We start from the raw sequence: 18,471 nt of genomic DNA, 5'->3' as shown, positions 1-18,471 counted from the left end.
GATGACGCGCGCCCGGACTCTCTGTCTCGCCGCATCGCTCCTCGCCGGCGCCCTCGCCCTCGCCTCGCCGGCGCGTGCCGTGGAGGTGCTGACCGGGACGCTCAAGACCGTCGCCGAGCGCGGCACGGTGGTGATCGGCTACCGCGAGGCGGCGGTGCCGTTCTCCTTCCTCGACGGCCAGCGGCCGGTCGGCTACGCCCTCGACCTCTGCGGCGAGATCGTCGAGGAGATCGGGCGCGCGACCGGGCGCACCGACCTGAAGGTCCGCTACGAGCCCGTCACCGCGGCCAACCGGATCGAGGCCGTCACCTCGGGGCGGGTCGATCTCGAATGCGGCTCGACCACCGCCAACGCTGAGCGCCGCCGGAGCGTGGCCTTCTCGCCGGTCACCTATATCAGCGCCACGAAGCTGCTGGTGCCGCGCGGCTCGCCGATCGCCTCCTACCGCGATCTCGGCGGGCGCAAGGTCGTGGTCACTGCGGGCACGACGAACGAGGGCGCGCTCCGCGCGCTCCTGGCCAAGCTGAAGCTGCAGGCCGAGATCCTGACGGCGCCCGACCACGCCGCCTCCTTCGCCCTGGTCAAGGACGGCCGCGCCGACGCCTTCGCCACCGACGACGTGCTGCTCTACGGGCTGATCGCCGATGCGGGTCCGGCCGGTGCCGGCTTCACGGTGTTGCCCGACAAGCTCTCCTTCGAGCCCTACGGCATCGTGTTCCGCAAAGACGATCCGGAACTCGCCGCCACCGTGAGCGCCGCGTTCTCGCGGCTCGCCGAGACGCGGGAGCTGCGCTGGATCTACGAGCGCTGGTTCCTCAAGCGCCTGCCGAACGGCGAGCGCCTCGACGTGCCGATGTCGAACGATCTGCGCACGAGCTTCCAGCTCATCGGGCTGGAGGATTGAGCGCGGGCGCCCGAGGTGCCGGGTGCGGGCTCCCGCCGCGTCAGGCACGGTCCTGCAGCGGCTCGCGTCCCGAGAGCCGGGCCGCAGCGTCCCGCACCGCCAGCAGGCCGCGCCGGTAGAGGAAGCTGCGGGTGTAGAGGAAGCGGCCGGTGAAGCTTGTGTCGACCACCATCCGGCGCAGGCGCAGGCTCTTGCCCACCGTCTCCGCATCGAGGCCGGCCTTGGTCGGGTCGGCGTAGAACGCCGCGACCTTGGCCGCCGCCATGCCGGGGCTCGCGAGCCAGCCGGGGATCAGGCGGACCAGGGTCTCGACGTCCGAAAGGGCCTTGCGCACGCCGGTGCCGTAGGTCGGGCAGGTGGTGCAGAAGGCGTCGCCCACGAGGACCACGCCGTCCCGAACCGGGCTCGGCGTCGCGATGAGGTCCACCGGCCGCATCTTGATCGGTCCGGACGGCACGATGGCGCCGCTGCTGGCCACGAGATTGGGCAACAGGCGCTCCAGGCTGCCGGCCGGGTCGGCCGCGAAGGCGGAGGCCGCGGCGTCCTCCCGCTTCCAGTAGGTGAAGAAGTTGGCCCGCAGGGTCTGCCCGATCGGGAAGACCGTCAGGTAGGCGACGCGATCGCGCGCCCGCTCCCCGTGCCAGACGATCTGGTCGCCGCCGAGCATCAGCGAGGCGGGCGGCACGTCGAAGCCGTAGACCAGGGTGTGGGCGCGGCTCGTCACCGTCCGCTCCAGGCCGAGCTGCCGATGCAGCGCGTCGCCGAAGCCGGTGGCGACCGCGAGAAGCCGCCCGCTGAAGCGGCGTCCGTCCGAGAGGACGATCTCCTGCCGCTCCGGTCCGGCGCCCACCGTCTCGATGCGTCCGACGACCTGATCGACCTCGGCCGGAAGGGCGGATCGCAGCGCGTCGACCAGTTCGGGATAGCGCATCGCGTACTCGCGCGCCGGCAGCCGGGAGACCAGGCGGCCCCAGCGGCCCTCGGTGCAGGTCCGCATCAGCGTCGCAACCGCGCGTGCCGCCTGTCCGAGACCATAGCGGTCGAGGATCGCCATCTCGCCCTCGGCGAATTTCTCGGCCCGAAATTCGCGCGGGTGCCGCTCGGTCGCCGCGACCAGGAGGACGCGGTGGCCGAGCCGCGCGAGCGCCGCGGCGAGGCTGGTGCCCGCCAGACCCGCCCCGACGATCAGGACGTCGTAGCAGATCTCCGTCCCGTTCCGACGCGCGCCCTGGGGAGTGGAGACACGGGATGGCATGACGGGATACTCCGCACGGGCCCGGATCGCGCGCCTCGAACCATTCGAGGACATCGCGGCGGCGACGGAATAAACGCCTGCATCGTTCGTGCGCGGCCGGAGCGGTGGTTTCCGTCCCGGATCGGCACGCGCCGGTGGCCCCGCACGTGCCGGTTCGGTCAGGCCGGGACGGCCGCGGCGCCGCCCGGCGCGGTGAAGCGTCCCGTCTCGGCGAACCACCCGCCGAGCGCCGCCACGTCGGCTTGCCCGAGGCCGTGCCCGGCCGGCAGGACGCGATGCTCGACCGCGGCCCCGGCCCGCTCCAGATCCGCCGCGAGACGCCGGGCGTTGTCGGCCGGCACGATCGGATCCATCGCCCCCGACAGGAGCAGCACCGGGACCCGGATGGCGGCCCGCTCCGGCGCGGGCGGTTCGGCGAGCGGCACCATGGCGCGGATCAGGGCGGCCCCCGCCAGCGTGCCCGGGCGCAGCATCAGCAGCGCCGCCGCGATGTTGGCGCCGTTGGAGAAGCCGAGCGCCACCGGGGCGGCGAGGCCGTAGGCGTGCCGTGCCTCGCCGACGAACGCCGCGAGATCACCGGCACGGCGGCGCAGGTCCGCTTCGTCGAACACGCCCTCGGCGAGGCGCCGGAAGAAGCGCGGCATCCCGTTCTCGAGGACCGGGCCGCGCACAGACAGCAGCGCGGATCCGGGGGAGACCACCCGCGCGAGCGGCAGGAGGTCGGTCTCGTCGCCGCCCGTCCCGTGCAGGAGCAGGAGCGGCGGCCGGCGCGGATCTGCGCCGGGCTCGAAGCGGTGGACGAAGCTGCGTGGTGTCTCGGTCATGGCGATCCTGCCCTTCTGGCCCCGGTCGTCGCGGGCCCCGGTCTCGTCCGGGTCCCGCGACGGGTTGCGTCGATCGCGGTTCACGCGACCTTCGGGAGCACCTCCTCGATGCGGGCCCGGTGCGGCTCGAGGCCGGCCGGAAGCTTGAGGGTGTTCCCGAGGCTCTCCAGCGGCTCGTCCACGGCGAAGCCGGGCGCGTCGGTGGCGATCTCGAACAGCACCCCGCCCGGCTCGCGGAAATAGACCGAGCGGAAGTAGTTGCGGTCGCGCTGCTCGGTGACGGCGGCGCCGTACTCGGCCCGCAGCCGGTCGGCCATCGCCGCCTGCGCGGCGTCGTCCGCCGCCCGGAAGGCGATGTGGTGGACCGACCCCGCACCCTGGCGCCCCGGCAGAAAGCCGCCGACCGCCCGCAGGGTCACGGCGGCGCCCAGCGGGGTGCTGCCGAGGTAGCGCGTCGCCGAGCCCTCCCGACCGGTCTCGCGCAGGCCGAGCACGCCCGTGAGGATCGCGGCGGTCGGCCCGGCCTCGGCGAGCAGCAGCGTCACGCCGTGCAGCCCGCGGATCGCGTGCTCGGCCGGCACCTCCGCCGTGGCCCAGGTGGGATCGGCCGCCGTGTCGGCGACGCCGACGAGGGCGAGCATCATGCCGTCGGGATCGCGGAAGCGCAGCACCGGCTCGCCGAAGACCTGCACCAGGGCCTCGTGGCGCACGCCCTGCGCGACGAGGCGATGCGTCCACCAGCCGATCGATGCGCGGGGCACCCGGAAGGCGGTCTCCTGCGTCTCGCCGATCCCGGCGCGGCCCGGCGCGGCATGCGCGATCGGGAAGAAGGTGAGCAGGGTGCCGGGGCGCCCGCTCTCGTCGCCGTAATAGAGATGATAGGTGCCCGGATCGTCGAAGTTCACCGTCTTCTTGACCAAGCGCAGGCCGAGGACGCGGGTGTAGAAATCCACGTTGCGGGCGGCGGGGCCGGCGAAGGCGGTGACGTGGTGGAGGCCTGTCTCGGACATGGCTGGGTTCCCGACGGGGGCAAGGCGGCGCCTCGCGATGACGGGAATCTGAGGCTTGCCTCCTCGTCTGAAAATAGAAACCATCGAAACTCATCGTTTCCGGAATTGACAGATGCGGCTTCCCGACTTCGAGGCGTGGGCGATCTTCGCCAAGGTCGCCGAGACCGGCTCGTTCGGGCGCGCCGCGGCCGATCTCGGCCTGTCGAAGGCGACCGTCTCGAAAGCCGTCGCGCGGCTCGAGGCGCGCCTCGGTGCCCGCCTCTTCAACCGGACCTCGCGCCGCCTCGCGCTGACGGAGGCGGGCCGCGCGGCGCGCGGCGGTGCGACCCGTATCCTGGCCGAGGGCGAAGCGGCGGAGGCCGAGGCGATCGCGGGCGCATCCGAGCCGCAGGGCACCGTGCGGCTCGCGGCACCGATGTCGTTCGGGGTGATGCACGTCGCCCCGTGCCTGCCGGATTTCCTGGCGCGGCACCCGGCGGTGTCGGTGGACCTTCATCTCAGCGACGCCGTGGTCGATCTCGTCGGCGGCGGCTTCGATCTCGGCCTGCGCATCGCCGCGCTGCCGGATTCCTCGCTGCGCGCCCGGCGGCTCTGCGCGATCCACCGCTCGCTGGTGGCGGCGCCCGCCTATCTCGAGCGGCACGGGCGGCCCGGGCATCCGCGCGACCTCGCCGACCACGCTTGCCTCGGCTACGCCTACCTGCCGACCCCCGACCGCTGGCACTTCACCGACCCGCAGGGCATCGACGTTGCGATCGTGCCGGGCGGCCCGATGCGGGCGAACAACGCCGACGCCCTGACGCCGGCGCTGAGGGCCGGTCTCGGCCTCGCGGTCCAGCCCGATTTCATGGTCTGGCAGGATCTGGAGGCCGGGCACCTGGAGCGCCTGCTTCCGGACTGGTCCCTGCCACCGATCGCCCTGCATCTCGTGATGCCGCCGGGCGAGCCGCGCCCGGCACGGGTCACGGCTTTGGTCACGCACTTGGTGCAGACGCTCACGGCCGCCGCCTGGGCCCGGCGCTGATCCCGCGTCAGTCCGGTGCCGTTGCGCACTCGGGCCGACGGCGCGCCGACGATCTCGTCGCCGTGACGGCGAAGCGAACTTGTCAGCCTCGGCGCGATCCGCCTAACCTTTCCGCGAGGGGGCGTGGCTCGTGGGTCATGCCATGCTGGACGACGGCTTCACCTACGGTGGAGACATTCTGAGCGTCGCGTCGCTCATGCTGTGGATCTGGCTCGCCTGCCGAGCCGTCCCGAGCTTCGAGGCGCTGATCCGCCGCTACGAGCACGATTCCGAGGCCGGGCCGGTCGCGCGGTCGCCCTGGTCCGGACTTCTCGGCCGGCTTGCGGCGGGCGTCACCGCGATGGCCCTCACCTTCTCGGCGATCGGCTACGCGATCCCGGACTAGGGACTTGACCGATCGCGTCGCGAGGAATTGGCTCCGGATCATCGAGGTCCCGGACCTTCCTCCGCCGAGCCGGCCTTCACGTCCACGCACGGCAGGCGAGCAGGGCGCGGAGCCGCGCCGGGTCAGGGCCGCGACAGGCCGATCAGGAGCAGGCCGGCATGCGCCGCGTTCAGGATCGCCCCGGAGACGGCCATCCGCATCGCTTCGTCCCGGCTCACCAGCACGACCTCGATCGATTCGGTCGCCTCGGGATTGGCGGGGCCGGGCCGGACGCCCGTCGCGCGGACGAGGTGAAGCCGGTTCGCGTAGCGCGCCGGGTCGACGCTGAGCGAGATGAGGTGCTCGTGCCGGCCGCCCACGTAGCCGGTCTCCTCCTGAAGCTCCCGCGCGCCGGTGCCCAGGATATCGGGGTCGCCCGGATCCACGATTCCGCCCGGCAGTTCCAGGCTGTCGCCGGCGCAGCCGTGCCGGTACTGGCGGACCAGCACGATCCGGCCGTCCTCGTCCTCGGCGAGCACGTGCACGAAGTCGCTGAATTCGAGGACGTAATAGGGCGCGACGTGGACGCCCGCCTCCGTGATGCAATCGTCGGCCCGGACGCGGATCCAGCGATCCGCCAGCGGATAAGTCGAGCCCGTCACCGTCCAGCGGCGGTCAATCGTCACGCGGCCATCCTTATTGTCCGTCCTCTCGCAGCAGAAGTGCCGGGCCGTCCAGACGCGCGCTGCTCGCGCTTCCGAGCGCCTCGGTCGCCATCCTGTAGACCAGCGCGTCCCGTCGCGCTTGGCGCAACACGATGCGTGCCGCGGCTCGCGCATTGGCGGCGCGCTGCGCGCCGTTCGGCTGGCCGTCCCGCAGGGCGCGCCACGCCATCGCGCGGAACCAGTTCGCGTTGGCGAGGGCGACGGCCCGCCGCGCGGCAAGGGCGGTCTGACGGGTCTGGGACGGGTTGAATGCCAGCATGGCGGCAGTTCCAGTGAATCGGCATCGTAGCTGTCCGATAATGAGACAACCCGCTGCTGTGCGCTGGGACACGTGCAAGCCCGCGACCAGCACGAAACCTGTCTCCGGGTGCCGATCCGGGCCTGCCTCAGGCCGAGAGAATGCCCTCGACCGTTTCCTGGACCTCGAGCGCCTCCGCGAAGGTGGCGAGGTGATGGGGGTGCCCCCGGGCCATACTCACGAGGCCTTCGAGCTGGCGCCCGAGCGCGACCATGCGCGCCCGGTCGTTGGCCATCGCGTCCGGCGCGGGCTCGAAGGACCCGTCGGGCCGGCGCCGTTCCGCGATCGCCCAGTCGCGCAGCCGGACCGCGCCCGCATCGCCCTCCAGCGTCCAGGTGTTGTGGTCGTCCCTCTCGGTCGCGCCGACCCGGCCGGTCAGGACGACCGGCACGGCGCCCGCCGACAGCGTGGCCTCGATCGCGCGCTCGGACCGGCCGGGCTCGGGAAAGGCGGTCGCGGCGCGCAGCCCGTGCAGCGGCCCGACGAGGCGCCGGCTCAGGAAGAGGAAATGCGAGACCACCTCGCGGGTGAAGCCGCCCTCGGCGCGCGCATCGAGCCAGCCGGCGGCATCGGCCTGCCAGGGGCGCGGCCAGCGGGCGAAGGCGACCTCGATGGTCAGACGTCGGGCCCGTCCGACCGCCCCGTCCGCGATCCAGGCCGCGAGGGTGGCGACGCCCGGCGAGGAGGCGAACGGGAAGTTCACCGCGCCCCGGTCCCCGGCCTCCGCCACGAAGGCGCGGGCCCGGGCGACGTCGACGGCGAGGGGTTTCTCGCAGAACACGCTGCGGCCGGCCGCGAGCGCCGCGCGGGCATGGACGAGGTGCGAGGCCGGCGGCGACGCGACGTAGACGCAGGTGCTGGCCGCGATGAGGGCCGCCGCATCCGCCGCCTGCGGCACGTCCGGGAACGAGACGGCCGCGCGCGCCAGGGCCGCGGGTGCCGGATCCCACAGGGCAGCGACACGGACGCTCGGAACCGTCTGCGCCGCGACGGCGCGGAGCATGCGCTCGCCCATGATGCCGGCGCCGATGATGCCGAGTGCGAGCGGTCGATCGGCCATGCGCCACCTGGTCTTGGATCCCGGCCCTGCATACCCGCTGGCGATCCCGGCGCGAAGCGTCCGAGCCGCGCTCGGAAGGCGGATCAGGGCGTCCGGACCAAGCGGCGCCAGCCCGCGACGAGGCCGGTGAGGGCGATCGCGGCCGCGAGCCCGTTCAGGAGCCATTGCACGGCGATCCGCGCCGCCGGGTGCTCGACCAGTCCAGGGAGGTCGAGGCGGTGGGGCGCATCGAACAGCCAGCGGTTCAGCCGGCCCGACCGGTCGAGCCGGTTGAGCATGGCGCCGGTCCGGGGATCGATGTGGAACCAGGTGGCGGCCGGGTCGTCGAAGCGCAGGCGCAGGACCGGGAGGGGCCGCGGATCGGTCCCGTGCGGGTACCAGTAGGCGTCGAAGGCCGTGAGCAGCCGCGCCCCCCGCAGGCGCCCGGCCGCGACGGCGTTCGCGGCCGCCGCGGCGATCATGGCCGGATCGGGTGCGGCACCGGCGCCTCCCGCGCCGCGCCCGTCATCCGCCGCCGCCCACCAGCGCCCGCCGAGCGCGACGAACCGGACCCGGCGCGTCCCGGGCGGCGCGAGGCGCGCGAGCGCCGCCGCGTCGATCCCGACCGGGCCCGGAATGCCCGCGTAGGCGGCGAGGATCGCGGCGGGCGGCGCGGCCGCAGAGAACCAGCGGTTCGGATTCATCGAGAGCCACCCGCTGAGGATGAAGGCGGTGAGCCCGAGGCCTCCGGCGAGTCCCGCGAGGTGGTGCCAGCGCGCCAGCCCGCGATAGGGCGTCACCCGGCCGGCGGCGTAGCGCCGCCGCAGCCGCAGGCGCCAGATCCCGATCGTGCCGCCGCTGAGGGCGCCCAGCGCGGCGAGCCCGGACAGCCAGAGCAGGAGGGTCCGCCACAGCTCCGCCCGGGCGCGCAGGGGTGTCAGGTAGATCCAGTGCGGCACCGAGCCGAGCCAGTTCCAGGCGCGCTCGGACCGGGTGGTGTCGAGGGCGATCTCGCCGGTGTGCCGCGAGACGTAGAGCTCGGTTCCCGCCGCATCGCCCAGCGCGACCTTCAGGAAGGGCCGCAGCGGGTCGTAGCGGGCCGTGACGGTCCACTGGTCGCGCTCGACCGGATCGCTCCGCGCCGCCGGGCCGCCACTGGCAATGCGCAGCGCCTCCGCGTCCGAGACCGGCCCGAGCCGGGCGCCGCTCTCCGCCGACACGGTGGTGCGCGCCCCGTCCCGGCCGACGATCCGGTAGACCGGCACGGAGTCGCGCATCTCGAGGCCGAAGCTGGCCGGCGCCTCGGCGAGCCCGGCCGCGGCGAGCGCCGCGTCGGCGGATATAGCGATCCGCGCCCCGTCGATCGGCGGCAGCCGGTCGAGGCTCTCGGATGCCGTCAGCACCGGGAACGGCACGTACAGCATCACGAGACCCGAGCCGATCCACAGGGCGAAGAACAGCCCGGTGGCGATCCCGATCCAGCGATGCCCGAGGATCAGCCAGCGCCGGCCGAGCTTGCCGAGCCGCCGCAGGCCGCGACGCATCACCACGTCACCGTATAGGCGACTTCGACCGAGCGCGGCCGGCCGAGGAGCCAGTTGGTCCCCACCCCGCCGACCGCGTTGCCGCTGATCGCGTAGACCGTGTCGAACAGGTTGTAGACGCGGAGCGACAGCCGGGATTCCGCAGTGACCTGATGGTCGAGGACGAGGTTGGCGAGGGTGTAGCCCGGGCGCCGCGCGGTGTTGCCGAAATCGCTGTAGACCGAGCCGACGTTCTGCAGGCCCATCCGCGCCGTCCAGGCCCGGTCGAGGTCCCAAATCAGCCAGAGGTTCGCCACCCGCTCCGGCACGTCGATCGGCTGGTTGCCGGCATAGGAGACCGTCGCGCCGCCCACGCTCTGGTCGAACCGCTCGTAGCGGGCTTGCAGCAGGGCGATGTTGCCGTCGAGGCGCCAGCTCGGGGCGAAGCGCCAGCCGAGGGCCAGCTCGACGCCGTGCGAGGATTGGCTCCCGACCTGCGTCGCCAGGGTCGGCTGGCCGGGCACCGCCGAGATCAGGTTGTCCTTGACGATGCGGTAGCCCGCCAGCGTCCATTCCAGCGCCCCGTCGAAGGCAAGGCCCTTGGCGCCGACCTCGATCTGCGTGCCGGTGGCGAGCTGGAAGCCGGCGAGCGACTGCGACAGGGTGATGAGGCTGTTCACCGGATCTGTGGCGAAGCTGTACTGGGCGTAGAGCGCGCTGTCCGGCGTCGGATTGTAGACGAGGCCGAAGCGGTATCCGAGCGCCTGGAAGCTCCGCTCGAACGCGGCGCCCGTCTGCAAGTCCTGGCGGCGGAGGACCGGCATGTCGAGCCGGACTCCCGTCAGGAAAGAGAGCCGCTCGGTGAGGATCAGCCGGTCCTCGGCGAAGACCGAGGCTTGGCTCGTCCGCGTCGCGTAGGCGGGCCGGGCGCGGCCCTCCTGCGGGAAGACGCCCGGATCGTAGCCGGTCAGCGGCACGCTGGTGCTCTGGTCGAAATAGAAGTTGTTGGTGTGCCGGAAATCGATGTGGTTCACGTCAAAGCCCGCCGCGAACTGGTTCGGCAGGCCGAACAGCGTGCCGCGCAGAGTGGCGTCGAGGCGGTCCCCGACCTGCTCCTGGCTGTGATAGATCTCCAGGTAATCGCCCCGGTCGACGAGGCCCGTTGCCCGGTTGAAGGCGTATTGCTCCACGTCGAGCCAGTGACGCCGGCTGGTCAGCCGGTAGGCCGTGTTGCGGATGGTGAGGTCCGCCGTGGGCGTCCACTCGGCCTTGAGCTGGGTCCAGGTGTCGGCCCAGGTGATCTTCGGATCGCGAACATTGTAGTTGGCGAACCGGATCAGGTCCGGGATCCGGCCGTTCACCAGCGGCGTGCCCCAGTAGCGCGCGGGCTCTTGGTAGCCGAGATCGTGGCTCAGGGTGACGGCGAAATCCGGGCTCGGCTGGAACAGGAGCGCCGCTGAGACCGCGAGGTTGCGGAAATCGCCGACCGGATGGACCCAGCCGTCGCCGCGGTTGCCGCTGAGGTTGAGGCGGTAGGCGAAGGTGTTGCCGAACTCGGCCTGCCCGAGCGCGCCGCCCGAATCGAAGGCGAGGCGGGCGATACCGTCCGTTCCGACCACGGCGCGCGCCGCGTTCACCGGCACGAAGACCGGCTTCTTGGGCACCACGTTGATCACGCCGCCGATCGCGCCGTCGCCGTAGAGCACGGAGGCCGGCCCGCGCAGCACATCGATGCGCTCGACGGTCCAGGTGTCGAACGGGAAGGTGACGGTGTTGGCGCCGACGTAGAACCGGGTGCCGTCGTAGAGCTGCTGGATCGAGTTCGGTCCCGCGAAGCCGCGCGCCGTGAAGGCGCCGTTGCCGTTGCCCGGCGAGGCGATGGAGGTGAGGCCGGTGGCGTCCTGGGTGACCGCGTCGGCGATGGTGTCCTGGCCGCGCAGCCGCGCCGTCTCGCCGGGGACGATATCGAGGCTCGCCGGAGTCTCCAGCGGTGTGAGGCCGAGGCGGCTCGCCGTCCGATCCGGCGTGCGCAGGTTCAGACCCGTCGGCACGGCGCGGGACGGGCCGACGCCTTCCCCCTCCACCGAGAGCTGGTCGAGGGTGACGGCGTCCTGCGCCGCGGCGGGACAGGCCGGCAGGACGAGGAGCAAACACAGGGGGGCCGCGGCGTGCGGCCCCGGACGGGCACGGTTTCGAGACATGGTGAGAGACGGTCCCAGCGCGGCGCTGCCGGACCCTCTGCCTCATTTGCAGTGTAATAACATTACAAATCTGGTGTCGATCGCGCCGAGGCGCGCGGGCGGGCGGCGCGTCGTCCCGCGGACGATGCGCTCTCGCATGCGGATCTCTGGCGTCTTTCGGAAACCGGGCATCGGGGACGGCGTCGCGGGCGCGCTTGCTGTGGCACGTCACCGCGAACGAGGCCGTGCCGTCCGAGCCTCGGCACGGACGTCCCAGCACCCGTCAGGACACCCCGCCCGACGCGTTTCGCGTGTGACCACGGCTGACGGCAGGTCTCCTGGCTCGCGGGTCGCTGCCCTCTCATCGTCTTCCCAGGCCCTGACCCTCGCGGATCCGGATGCCCAGTGACGCCGTGATGAAGGACTCGCCGCTTACAGTTGCGGGGACAGCCGCGGCTTCGGGCGGATCCCTCTCGGGCTTGCCCTCACCGCGTTCCCTTTTGATCCCCTCGCGGGGAACCGTCGCCGCCCAAGAGGCCCGAGGAAGCCGTCGGCGTCAATGGAGCGGGCGCGTTCTTCGAGGATTGTGCCCAGCCGGCGACACCGCAGCGCTTCCGCGACGGGCGTGGCCGCGGATCCCGACTCGAACGGATCCGGGAGCGGGCCCCTACGGCACCACGCGGCCGACCGCGGTCTGCGGCGGGCTGAACGCCACGATCGGCATGTCGCAGAAGCAGCGCGCGCCGAGGGGGCGCGGACCGGGCAGCGGGCAGGAATAGGGCTGCGGGCCCGAGAGGCCCTGCTGCACCGCATCGCAGTTAAAGCCGACCGGGCGGCGCGGATCCGGACGCACCGGGCGGTCGTAGCCGCCGCGGCGCGGGGGCGGCGCGACGTACTCATCGTACTGGGCGAGGGCCGGGCCGGCCGTGACCGCGGCCGCCAGCAGGACGGCCGCGAGGCCGAGATTGCGCTTCTGCCGCATGGACACTCTCTCCATCCCATCCGGACCACGCCGGTGCGGCCCCCTGATTCGCGGCAATGCGGGCGAAAACGAGACGGCCCGCCCCGGATACCGGAGCGGGCCGCCTTATCGACCGGTGTCGGCGAGGCCGACAACGCCGTTAGTGCGAGGCCTTCTCGGCGGCGTTCTGGGCGTCATGCATGGTCTGCTGGGCGGTGTTGGCACCCTGCTCCATCGCCTTGCGGGCGGTGTCGGCACCCTCCTGCATGACGGACTTGGCGCGCTCGGCGCTCTGCTGCATCGCGCTCTGCGCGAGGCCGCTGAACTCCTTGGCCTGCGACTGGATCGCGGCGAACTGGCTGCGAACGAACTCGGCCTGATGCTGCATGGCCTCCTGGATGTCGCGCGAGCGGACGAGCTTCTGCGCGAGATCGAAGGCGGCGTTGACGTTCTGCTCGGCGTACTCGAAGCCGCGGGACGAGACGTCCTGGGCGTTGGTGCGGGCGACCTCGGCGGAGCCCTGCACGGTCTCCGCGGTGCGGCGCGCAGCGCCGATGAAGCTGTCGAACGCCTTGCGGGCCTGCTCGACGCTCTTCTCGGCGAAGTCGCGCATCTCGGTCGGGACTTCGTAGTTCGGGGTGTTGCTCATGTCGTCTCCTCTCGTTACGCCTGTCGGGGCGCATTGTGCAGTGCACAATAGCACGTGCGACGCCGAATGCCAGCCCTGCCGGAGCCATTAAGGTTGACATGAGGTAAACGTGTGACGGTGGACTGAAGTGTCCAGCCGTCGGCGTTGGGCAGGGTAGAATATTCCCGCCGGGCGTATAGGCCGCGCCGGGCGGATGCGATGGCCGGGGGGACGGGATTGGGCGGGTCGGAGGTGGACGTCGAGCAGGAGGGCAGGCCGGGCCTCGCCGCGGCCTTCGCGGTCTGGAACGCCGATTCGCGCCTCGCAGGTGCCGCCGTCCGGCTGGTCCTCGACGGCGACGGCGCGAACATCCTGGATGCGTCCGAATCGGCGCGCGCGCTCGTCGCGTCCCTCGCTCCGCAGGGCCGCCTCGCCCCGACTCTGGCCCGCCAGATCGCCCAGGGCGCCGGGCACGGTCCCGCGCCCCGGCTCACCCGCCTGCGCCTCGCGGGCACCGGGATCGCGCAGCCGAGCCTGTGCCTGCTCGCCCGCGCGGCGGCGGATGACGGGCGGCCGGTGATCCTTCTGGCGACCGATTCCGCCCCCACGCCCCGGCGCGCGCCTGCGCCCGCCCGCCCGACCCTGCTCCAGAACAGTCCGGAGCCAGACGTTTCGCCCGAACCCTCGGCCCCTGACGAGCCGGAGGCGACCGCGTCCCCGGTGCCGCGCGCGGGCAATCGCTTCCTCTGGCGCAGCGACGCGGGCGGCACCCTGACGCAGCTCTCGGACGGGCACGACGCCCTCGCGCAGTTCGCCGGGCGCAGCTGGGCGGGGCTGGCGGAGGCCGGCCGCCTGCACGGGGCCGACGCCCTGCTCGCCGCGCTCGCGGAGCACCGCACCTTCCGGGGCCTGTCCGTCGCGCTCGACCTCTCGGAGGCCGGGTTGCAGCTCGCCACCGACCTGTCTGGCGCGCCGCTCGCCCGCACCGCCCAGCCGTTCACCGGATACGGCGGCTTCGGGATCGTCCGCGCCGTGAGCCCGATCCCGCGCCCGACGGCCGAGGCGCCCGTCGCGTCGCCGCCCGGGTCCGCCGCGCCGGAGCCCGCCGAGGTCTCCGAGGCTGCAGGGATGCCCGCATCCGAGCCGGCGGTGCAGCGGCCCGCGCCCGCGCCCGCGCTGACGACCGACCCGATGGCTCTGGCCTCGCTGGCCGCGCCGCTCTTCGCGGCATGGTTCGGCCAGACTTGGTTCGGGAGCGATCGGAAGCCCCAAGCCGCGCCGCCCCAAGCCGCGCCGCCCCAAGCCGGGCTGCCCCAAGCCGGGCTGCCTCAAGCCGCGCCGCCTGAATCCGATCCGCCCGAATTCGCTCCTCCCCAAGCCGCTCCTCCGCCGGTTCAAGCCGCGCTGCCGGCCGCCGCCGTGGCTCCGGCGGAGCCGCGGCTCGTGGTGCCGCCCGACGCGCTCGATGAGGACGCGCTCGATGAACCGGAGGTCGACACCGCACGGCCCGCCGATGTCGAGGCGCCCGAGGCGGCGGCGGTGCCGGCGCTGCCCGAACCCGCCCCGGCTCCCGAGCCGGATCCGCCGGAGGCGGCGCTCTCCCTCACCGAGCACGCCGCGTTCCGGGAGATCGCCCGCGCTCTCGGGGCGCGCTATGCCGGTGACGCGGCCCCGGAGGCGGCCGACGAGGCCGACGCGGCCGGCGAGCGCGTCGGCGGCTCGGTGACGCCCTTCCCGGGAGCCCGCGCCGAGGGCCCGCCCGATCCGGCCGCCCTCCTCGACGCCCTGCCGCTCGCCGTCCTGGTCCATCGCGGCGACGCCGTCCTGGCGGCCAATCGCGGGCTGCTGCAACTCACCGGCTACGACAGCCTCGAGCGGATCCGGGCGGCGGGCCTCGACCGGCTCTTCCGCGGCCTGCCGCCGGAGCGCCATGCCGGCATCGGCGCATCCCCGGTGACGCTGGCGATCGAGGCGGCCGACGGCAGCGGCCGGGCGATCGAGCTGGAGCGCGCGCAGCTGCCCTGGTCCGGCGGCCCGGCCATCGCCCTGCTGATGCGGCCGGTGCGCGGCGACGCGCCGGCGCGGATCTACCGGGACGGAGGCGGCACCGACGCTCTGGCCGCGCTCGACCACGTGGAGGAGGGCGTCGCCGTCCTGGACGGCACCGGCCGCCTGCTCACCCTGAACCGCGCCGCAGCCGCCTTCCTCGCGGGCGACCCGCGGGAACTCGTCGGCTCGGCGCTCGCCGCGCTGGTGCCGGCCGCCGATGCGGACTCGGTCCGCGCCGCCCTCGAGGCCGCCGACGGCTTCCCCCGAGCGATCGCGCTGCCGGCGCGCCCCGCCCTCCTCCGCGTCCTGCGCCTCGGGCCCGACCGGGTCGCGGTGCTGCTGCGCGAGCCGGTGCCTGAGCGCGCCGAGCCCGGACGCGCCGAGCCCGGACGCGCCTCGACCCGCTTCCTCGGCGAGCTCGACCGCGAGATCCGCACGCCGCTCACCGCGATCCTGGGCTTCGCCGACGCGATGCTCAGCGAGACCGACGGTCCGCTCGGACACGCCCGCTACAGGGCCTACCTCCACGACATCCACGCGGCCGGTGAGCAGGTCCTGACCCTGGTCTCCGATCTCGTCGATCTCGCGCGCCTCGAGTCGGGCGGCGAGGCGCTCACGGCGGCGTCGCTGCCCCTGAACGAGCTCGTGGCCGCCTGCGTCGCTGATCTCCAGCCCGAGGCGAGCCGGGCCCGGATCCTGCTCCGCACGAGCTTCGCCGAGGGGCTGGCGCCGCTCCAGGGCGACGCGGCGACTCTGTCGCGCGCGGCCCGCCTCGTGATCGGCAACGCGATCCGGCTGACCGGCGCCGGAGGTCAGGTCATCGTCTCGACCATGCCGGCCGAGAACGACGGCATCGCCCTGCGGGTCCGCGACACCGGCGGCGGGATGTCGCCGGAGGAACTCGCCGCCGCGCTCGAACCGTTCCGCGGCGCGACGCCCCGCTCCGATCTCGGTAACGGCCTCGGCAGCGGGCTGGGCTTGCCCCTGACGAAGGCGTTGGTCGAGGCCAATGCCGGGTCGCTGCGGATCTCCAGCCGCAAGGACGAGGGCACCTTGGTCGAGATCCTGTTGCCGGCCAAGCGCGCCTGAACCGGGCGCGGAGAACGGATCGCGCGTGCGGGCGGCTTCAGCCCGCGGCCTCGGCGCCGATCCGCTCCTCCGCATCCCCCCAGGCGCCGAGCGTCAGGGTCTGAGCGGGCGCGAGCGGCGGACAGCTCGGGCATTCCGGGATCGTCTCCGGGCGGGCGCCGCCGATCGCGGCCAGCGCCGCCCGGGCGTCCGGACCCTCGAGGACACGGGTCAGCAGCGCCCGGTCGAGGCAGGCGAGGCGGCCGTTCTCGTAGCAGGCGTAGATCCGTCCGCTGGCGGGATCCGCGAAGCGGACGCTGCGCATGCGCCGGACGCACTGGCGCAGGAACTCGGTGTTGCGCTCCGGGGCGAGGGCCGCCGCGCTCGGATAGACCGCCTCGGGCGACCGAGCCTCGATGTCGATCCGGCGATAGCGCTCGATCGCCAGGATGCCGGTGAGATCGAGGATGGTCAGGTCCGCGTTGGTGCCGAAGGCCACCGTGCGCGGGCGCTCGCCGAGCGGCACGCTGTTGTCCAGGAACTCGTAGTGCACGTCCTTCTCGGCGTTCAGCGCCCAGGTGAAGAACAGCCGCGGCATCCCGGAGAACGCCTCGACGTTGTGGGCGAGGAGATCGTCCACCGCCTTGAAGCGCCCGAACTGGAGGCCGCGCAGCCACGCCCGCTCGACCGTGGCCTCGGGCGGCGTGATCATGAACAGCATGAAGACGCGGTGCCCGAAGCGCGTCAGCAACTGGCTGCCGTCCTGCGTGCCCGAGACGGCGTTGAAGCTGTCGAAGCGGAAGCGGTCGATCAGCAGGTGGGTCATCCGGCCCTCCCGCGCCTTGCGAGCCATGTAGCGGTCGAGCTTGCGGTCGACGATCTCGACCTCGTGACCGGTGAGCGTGCCGGCATAGCCCGAGGCCGGCCCGATGCTGTCGTAATCGAGCAGGAACTTGCGCCAGATGTCCGGGGTGATGACCGCGAAGTTCGACCACGCCGTCCCGAGCCGCCCGGCGAGCGCGCGCTGGAACGGGCGCATGGTGCTCTTGCCCGAGGCCGAGGCCCCTTTCACGTTCATGATGACCGGGTGCGCCTGCGGACGGATCGCGGTGTAGCCCTCGCGCTCCACCGCTTCGGCGAACCACGGCTCGAGCAGGCGGCCGATCCGGTCGCTCGCGGCCTCGTTGAGGGCGAGGGTGAGGGCTAGGTCGCGCACCAGCGCCCGGTCGCCCACGAGGCCGCCGCGATGGCGGATCAGGCTGGACAGCGCGCGGGTGAGGCCGGCGCAGGCCGCGGCCTCGACCGGATCGCCCCCGGTATCGCCGGCCTCCGTCCGCAGGCGTCCGCCCCATTCGGCGAGGCGCGCCAGGGCCAGGGTCTCGGGTGCGGGCTTCGGCCCCGTCGGCGCGGGGGGCGCCTCGGCGAACCAGCGCTGCCAGAGCGAGCGCCGCGCCGGCTCGGGCTCCGGCGGCGCCTCGAGGATCGCCTCGAGGGCGGCGGCGATGCGCGCCGACAGGGTCTCCCGCACCTCGGCGTGGCAGGCCAGAATCGCCGCGCGGTTCGGGTCCACGTAGCCGGCGAGGATGCGCGCGACGATCGCCCGGAAATTGACGCCGAGATCGCCGTAGGTCTCGCCCATCGGCACGGCGAGATCCGCCATCACGCGGATCAGGATCTCGTGCTGGGCGAGGCGCTCGGGCCGGAACGCGACGACCTCGGTGAGGGCGAGGCCCGAGAAATCCGCCAGTTCGCGCGCGACGTCGAAGGGCGTCGTCACGTTCTCGGGGCGGAACACCGTCGCGAGCGGGAGGAAGGCCCGCGGCAGGACCGACTCGATCCCGGGGTTCCAGGGGCCGCGCTCCGTCATCGCCTCACCCGTCCGTGCGGGAGCGGGCGCCGGCGACCCGGCGGGCGGGCACCGGAGAGCCGGGGACGCGTCTCAGGCGGCCGCCGTCGCTTCCCGGAACAGGGCGGTGCAGCCCGCGTCGCGGTGCATGCTCAGGATGGAGGCGCGGTCGATCTCGGGATGGGCGGCGAGCACGCGGCGCACGCAGCCGACCACCTTCTCGTATTGGCCCGCATCGTAGTTCCGCTCGAGCGGGCTCACCGCGATGTAGGTTTCCACCACCAGGACGCGCTCCGCCCGCTCCGGCGTGACCTCGACGGCGATCCAGGAGGATTTGATCAAACGGCTGCTCGCCAGCATGGACGGCTCTCCCTCGTCGAGACCGCTTCCCTTGCAGTCTTGAGGCGTAAGATGAACGCCCGGCACCGGCTTGCCAAGACGACCCCGGCCATCTCGCGGTGCGAAACCGGTTGTTTGTGCGCCGCAAAAGCCCGGGACATTGTGTTGCGCGGCTCAAGACCGACCTCCGGCCGACTTCGTGCGCGGCGGATCGCGCCTGCCTCGCTTGAGGCCGGTGCCGGTCCGGGATACCGTGCCGCCGCGACAAGGCGGCGATGGACAGGCTCCCGCGCGCCACGGACCTTAGTTTGACAGTTGGCATCTGGCATGCCAACCGTCATCGACGCTTCTGCGGCGACGATCGTGCGCTCGCTGCCGCAGGACGTCGGAGAATGCACGCTCAAGAACGACGGTGCCGCCACGAAGCGGCGCCG

16 protein-coding genes and 1 riboswitch are annotated in these 18,471 nt (G+C 73.1%); of the genes, 4 read left to right on the top strand and 12 right to left on the bottom strand.

What is annotated here, in order from left to right; genetic code table 11:
* Position 1: 1 nt before the first annotated feature.
* A complete protein-coding gene (locus ACS5RC_RS12170; RefSeq protein WP_478344122.1) occupies positions 2-904 on the top strand; it encodes an amino acid ABC transporter substrate-binding protein in 903 nt (300 codons plus the stop codon).
* Between the two features lie 40 nt (positions 905-944).
* Here the strand turns inward: ACS5RC_RS12170 and ACS5RC_RS12165 are convergent, their stop codons facing one another.
* From ACS5RC_RS12165 to ACS5RC_RS12155, 3 genes are all read right to left on the bottom strand, one after another.
* Positions 945-2,159, bottom strand: coding sequence for an FAD-dependent oxidoreductase (locus tag ACS5RC_RS12165; protein WP_478344121.1), 1,215 nt, complete (start codon positions 2,157-2,159; stop codon positions 945-947).
* Positions 2,160-2,317: 158 nt separating this feature from the next.
* Entirely contained in the window at positions 2,318-2,983 is a 666-nt protein-coding gene (locus ACS5RC_RS12160; RefSeq protein WP_478344352.1) for an alpha/beta hydrolase, read from the bottom strand.
* A gap of 80 nt (positions 2,984-3,063) precedes the next feature.
* Positions 3,064-3,993, bottom strand: coding sequence for a VOC family protein (locus ACS5RC_RS12155; protein WP_478344120.1), 930 nt, complete (start codon positions 3,991-3,993; stop codon positions 3,064-3,066).
* 112 nt (positions 3,994-4,105) lie between these two features.
* On the opposite strand from ACS5RC_RS12155, the gene ACS5RC_RS12150 reads away from it, so the two are divergent.
* Together ACS5RC_RS12150 and ACS5RC_RS12145 are read left to right on the top strand one after the other, a co-directional pair.
* Positions 4,106-5,017, top strand: coding sequence for a LysR family transcriptional regulator (locus ACS5RC_RS12150; protein ID WP_478344119.1), 912 nt, complete (start codon positions 4,106-4,108; stop codon positions 5,015-5,017).
* A 142-nt stretch (positions 5,018-5,159) separates the two neighbouring features.
* Positions 5,160-5,402, top strand: coding sequence for a hypothetical protein (locus ACS5RC_RS12145; protein ID WP_478344118.1), 243 nt, complete (start codon positions 5,160-5,162; stop codon positions 5,400-5,402).
* Between the two features lie 122 nt (positions 5,403-5,524).
* On the opposite strand, the gene ACS5RC_RS12140 is transcribed toward ACS5RC_RS12145, so the two are convergent.
* The 7 genes from ACS5RC_RS12140 to ACS5RC_RS12110 all read right to left on the bottom strand — a co-directional run bounded on the left by ACS5RC_RS12140 (position 5,525) and on the right by ACS5RC_RS12110 (position 12,756).
* The gene (locus ACS5RC_RS12140) at positions 5,525-6,067 is read right to left on the bottom strand and encodes an NUDIX hydrolase (protein WP_478344117.1); all 543 of its coding nucleotides are present in this window, start codon (positions 6,065-6,067) and stop codon (positions 5,525-5,527) included.
* Positions 6,068-6,077: 10 nt separating this feature from the next.
* Positions 6,078-6,365 carry a hypothetical protein gene (locus tag ACS5RC_RS12135; RefSeq protein WP_478344116.1) on the bottom strand — a complete coding sequence of 96 codons (288 nt, stop codon included), beginning with the start codon at positions 6,363-6,365 and terminating at the stop codon, positions 6,078-6,080.
* Positions 6,366-6,492: 127 nt separating this feature from the next.
* Positions 6,493-7,464 carry a Gfo/Idh/MocA family protein gene (locus ACS5RC_RS12130; protein ID WP_478344115.1) on the bottom strand — a complete coding sequence of 324 codons (972 nt, stop codon included), beginning with the start codon at positions 7,462-7,464 and terminating at the stop codon, positions 6,493-6,495.
* Positions 7,465-7,547: 83 nt separating this feature from the next.
* On the bottom strand, positions 7,548-8,987 hold the full coding sequence (locus ACS5RC_RS12125) for a PepSY domain-containing protein (protein WP_478344114.1): 1,440 nt from the start codon (positions 8,985-8,987) through the stop codon (positions 7,548-7,550).
* Positions 8,987-11,167 (bottom strand): TonB-dependent receptor, encoded by a 2,181-nt coding sequence (locus tag ACS5RC_RS12120; RefSeq protein ID WP_478344113.1) that lies wholly within the window; start codon positions 11,165-11,167, stop codon positions 8,987-8,989. The genes ACS5RC_RS12125 and ACS5RC_RS12120 overlap by 1 nt, the downstream gene beginning before the upstream one ends.
* A 290-nt stretch (positions 11,168-11,457) precedes the next feature.
* Positions 11,458-11,684, bottom strand: a riboswitch (cobalamin riboswitch).
* 129 nt (positions 11,685-11,813) lie between these two features.
* The gene (locus ACS5RC_RS12115; protein ID WP_478344112.1) at positions 11,814-12,128 is read right to left on the bottom strand and encodes a hypothetical protein; all 315 of its coding nucleotides are present in this window, start codon (positions 12,126-12,128) and stop codon (positions 11,814-11,816) included.
* A gap of 139 nt (positions 12,129-12,267) precedes the next feature.
* Positions 12,268-12,756 (bottom strand): phasin, encoded by a 489-nt coding sequence (locus ACS5RC_RS12110; RefSeq protein WP_478344111.1) that lies wholly within the window; start codon positions 12,754-12,756, stop codon positions 12,268-12,270.
* Positions 12,757-12,954: 198 nt separating this feature from the next.
* Here ACS5RC_RS12110 and ACS5RC_RS12105 point away from each other — a divergent pair, with 198 nt between their 5' ends.
* Positions 12,955-15,873 carry an ATP-binding protein gene (locus ACS5RC_RS12105; protein ID WP_478344110.1) on the top strand — a complete coding sequence of 973 codons (2,919 nt, stop codon included), beginning with the start codon at positions 12,955-12,957 and terminating at the stop codon, positions 15,871-15,873.
* Positions 15,874-15,910: 37 nt separating this feature from the next.
* Here the strand turns inward: ACS5RC_RS12105 and ACS5RC_RS12100 are convergent, their stop codons facing one another.
* Positions 15,911-17,719 (bottom strand): DEAD/DEAH box helicase family protein, encoded by a 1,809-nt coding sequence (locus ACS5RC_RS12100; protein ID WP_478344109.1) that lies wholly within the window; start codon positions 17,717-17,719, stop codon positions 15,911-15,913.
* Positions 17,720-17,791: 72 nt separating this feature from the next.
* The gene (locus ACS5RC_RS12095; protein WP_478344108.1) at positions 17,792-18,058 is read right to left on the bottom strand and encodes a hypothetical protein; all 267 of its coding nucleotides are present in this window, start codon (positions 18,056-18,058) and stop codon (positions 17,792-17,794) included.
* Positions 18,059-18,471 lie beyond the last annotated feature (413 nt).

Source organism: Methylobacterium sp. HJ2, from assembly GCF_056431005.1.
The sequence above is the reverse complement of the archived record's forward strand: the minus strand, read 5'-3'. Positions and strand labels throughout refer to the sequence as shown.

What these genes read in the sequence shown, in the direction of transcription:
- ACS5RC_RS12125 (WP_478344114.1), bottom strand. Translation starts at nt 8,987, where the DNA reads ATGCGTCGCGGCCTGCGGCGGCTCGGCAAGCTCGGCCGGCGCTGGCTG.
- ACS5RC_RS12095 (WP_478344108.1), bottom strand. Translation starts at nt 18,058, where the DNA reads ATGCTGGCGAGCAGCCGTTTGATCAAATCCTCCTGGATCGCCGTCGAG.
- ACS5RC_RS12130 (WP_478344115.1), bottom strand. Translation starts at nt 7,464, where the DNA reads ATGGCCGATCGACCGCTCGCACTCGGCATCATCGGCGCCGGCATCATG.
- ACS5RC_RS12155 (WP_478344120.1), bottom strand. Translation starts at nt 3,993, where the DNA reads ATGTCCGAGACAGGCCTCCACCACGTCACCGCCTTCGCCGGCCCCGCC.
- ACS5RC_RS12110 (WP_478344111.1), bottom strand. Translation starts at nt 12,756, where the DNA reads ATGAGCAACACCCCGAACTACGAAGTCCCGACCGAGATGCGCGACTTC.
- ACS5RC_RS12135 (WP_478344116.1), bottom strand. Translation starts at nt 6,365, where the DNA reads ATGCTGGCATTCAACCCGTCCCAGACCCGTCAGACCGCCCTTGCCGCG.
- ACS5RC_RS12100 (WP_478344109.1), bottom strand. Translation starts at nt 17,719, where the DNA reads ATGACGGAGCGCGGCCCCTGGAACCCCGGGATCGAGTCGGTCCTGCCG.
- ACS5RC_RS12160 (WP_478344352.1), bottom strand. Translation starts at nt 2,983, where the DNA reads ATGACCGAGACACCACGCAGCTTCGTCCACCGCTTCGAGCCCGGCGCA.
- ACS5RC_RS12105 (WP_478344110.1), top strand. Translation starts at nt 12,955, where the DNA reads ATGGCCGGGGGGACGGGATTGGGCGGGTCGGAGGTGGACGTCGAGCAG.
- ACS5RC_RS12170 (WP_478344122.1), top strand. Translation starts at nt 2, where the DNA reads ATGACGCGCGCCCGGACTCTCTGTCTCGCCGCATCGCTCCTCGCCGGC.
- ACS5RC_RS12165 (WP_478344121.1), bottom strand. Translation starts at nt 2,159, where the DNA reads ATGCCATCCCGTGTCTCCACTCCCCAGGGCGCGCGTCGGAACGGGACG.
- ACS5RC_RS12150 (WP_478344119.1), top strand. Translation starts at nt 4,106, where the DNA reads ATGCGGCTTCCCGACTTCGAGGCGTGGGCGATCTTCGCCAAGGTCGCC.
- ACS5RC_RS12145 (WP_478344118.1), top strand. Translation starts at nt 5,160, where the DNA reads ATGCTGGACGACGGCTTCACCTACGGTGGAGACATTCTGAGCGTCGCG.
- ACS5RC_RS12120 (WP_478344113.1), bottom strand. Translation starts at nt 11,167, where the DNA reads ATGTCTCGAAACCGTGCCCGTCCGGGGCCGCACGCCGCGGCCCCCCTG.
- ACS5RC_RS12115 (WP_478344112.1), bottom strand. Translation starts at nt 12,128, where the DNA reads ATGCGGCAGAAGCGCAATCTCGGCCTCGCGGCCGTCCTGCTGGCGGCC.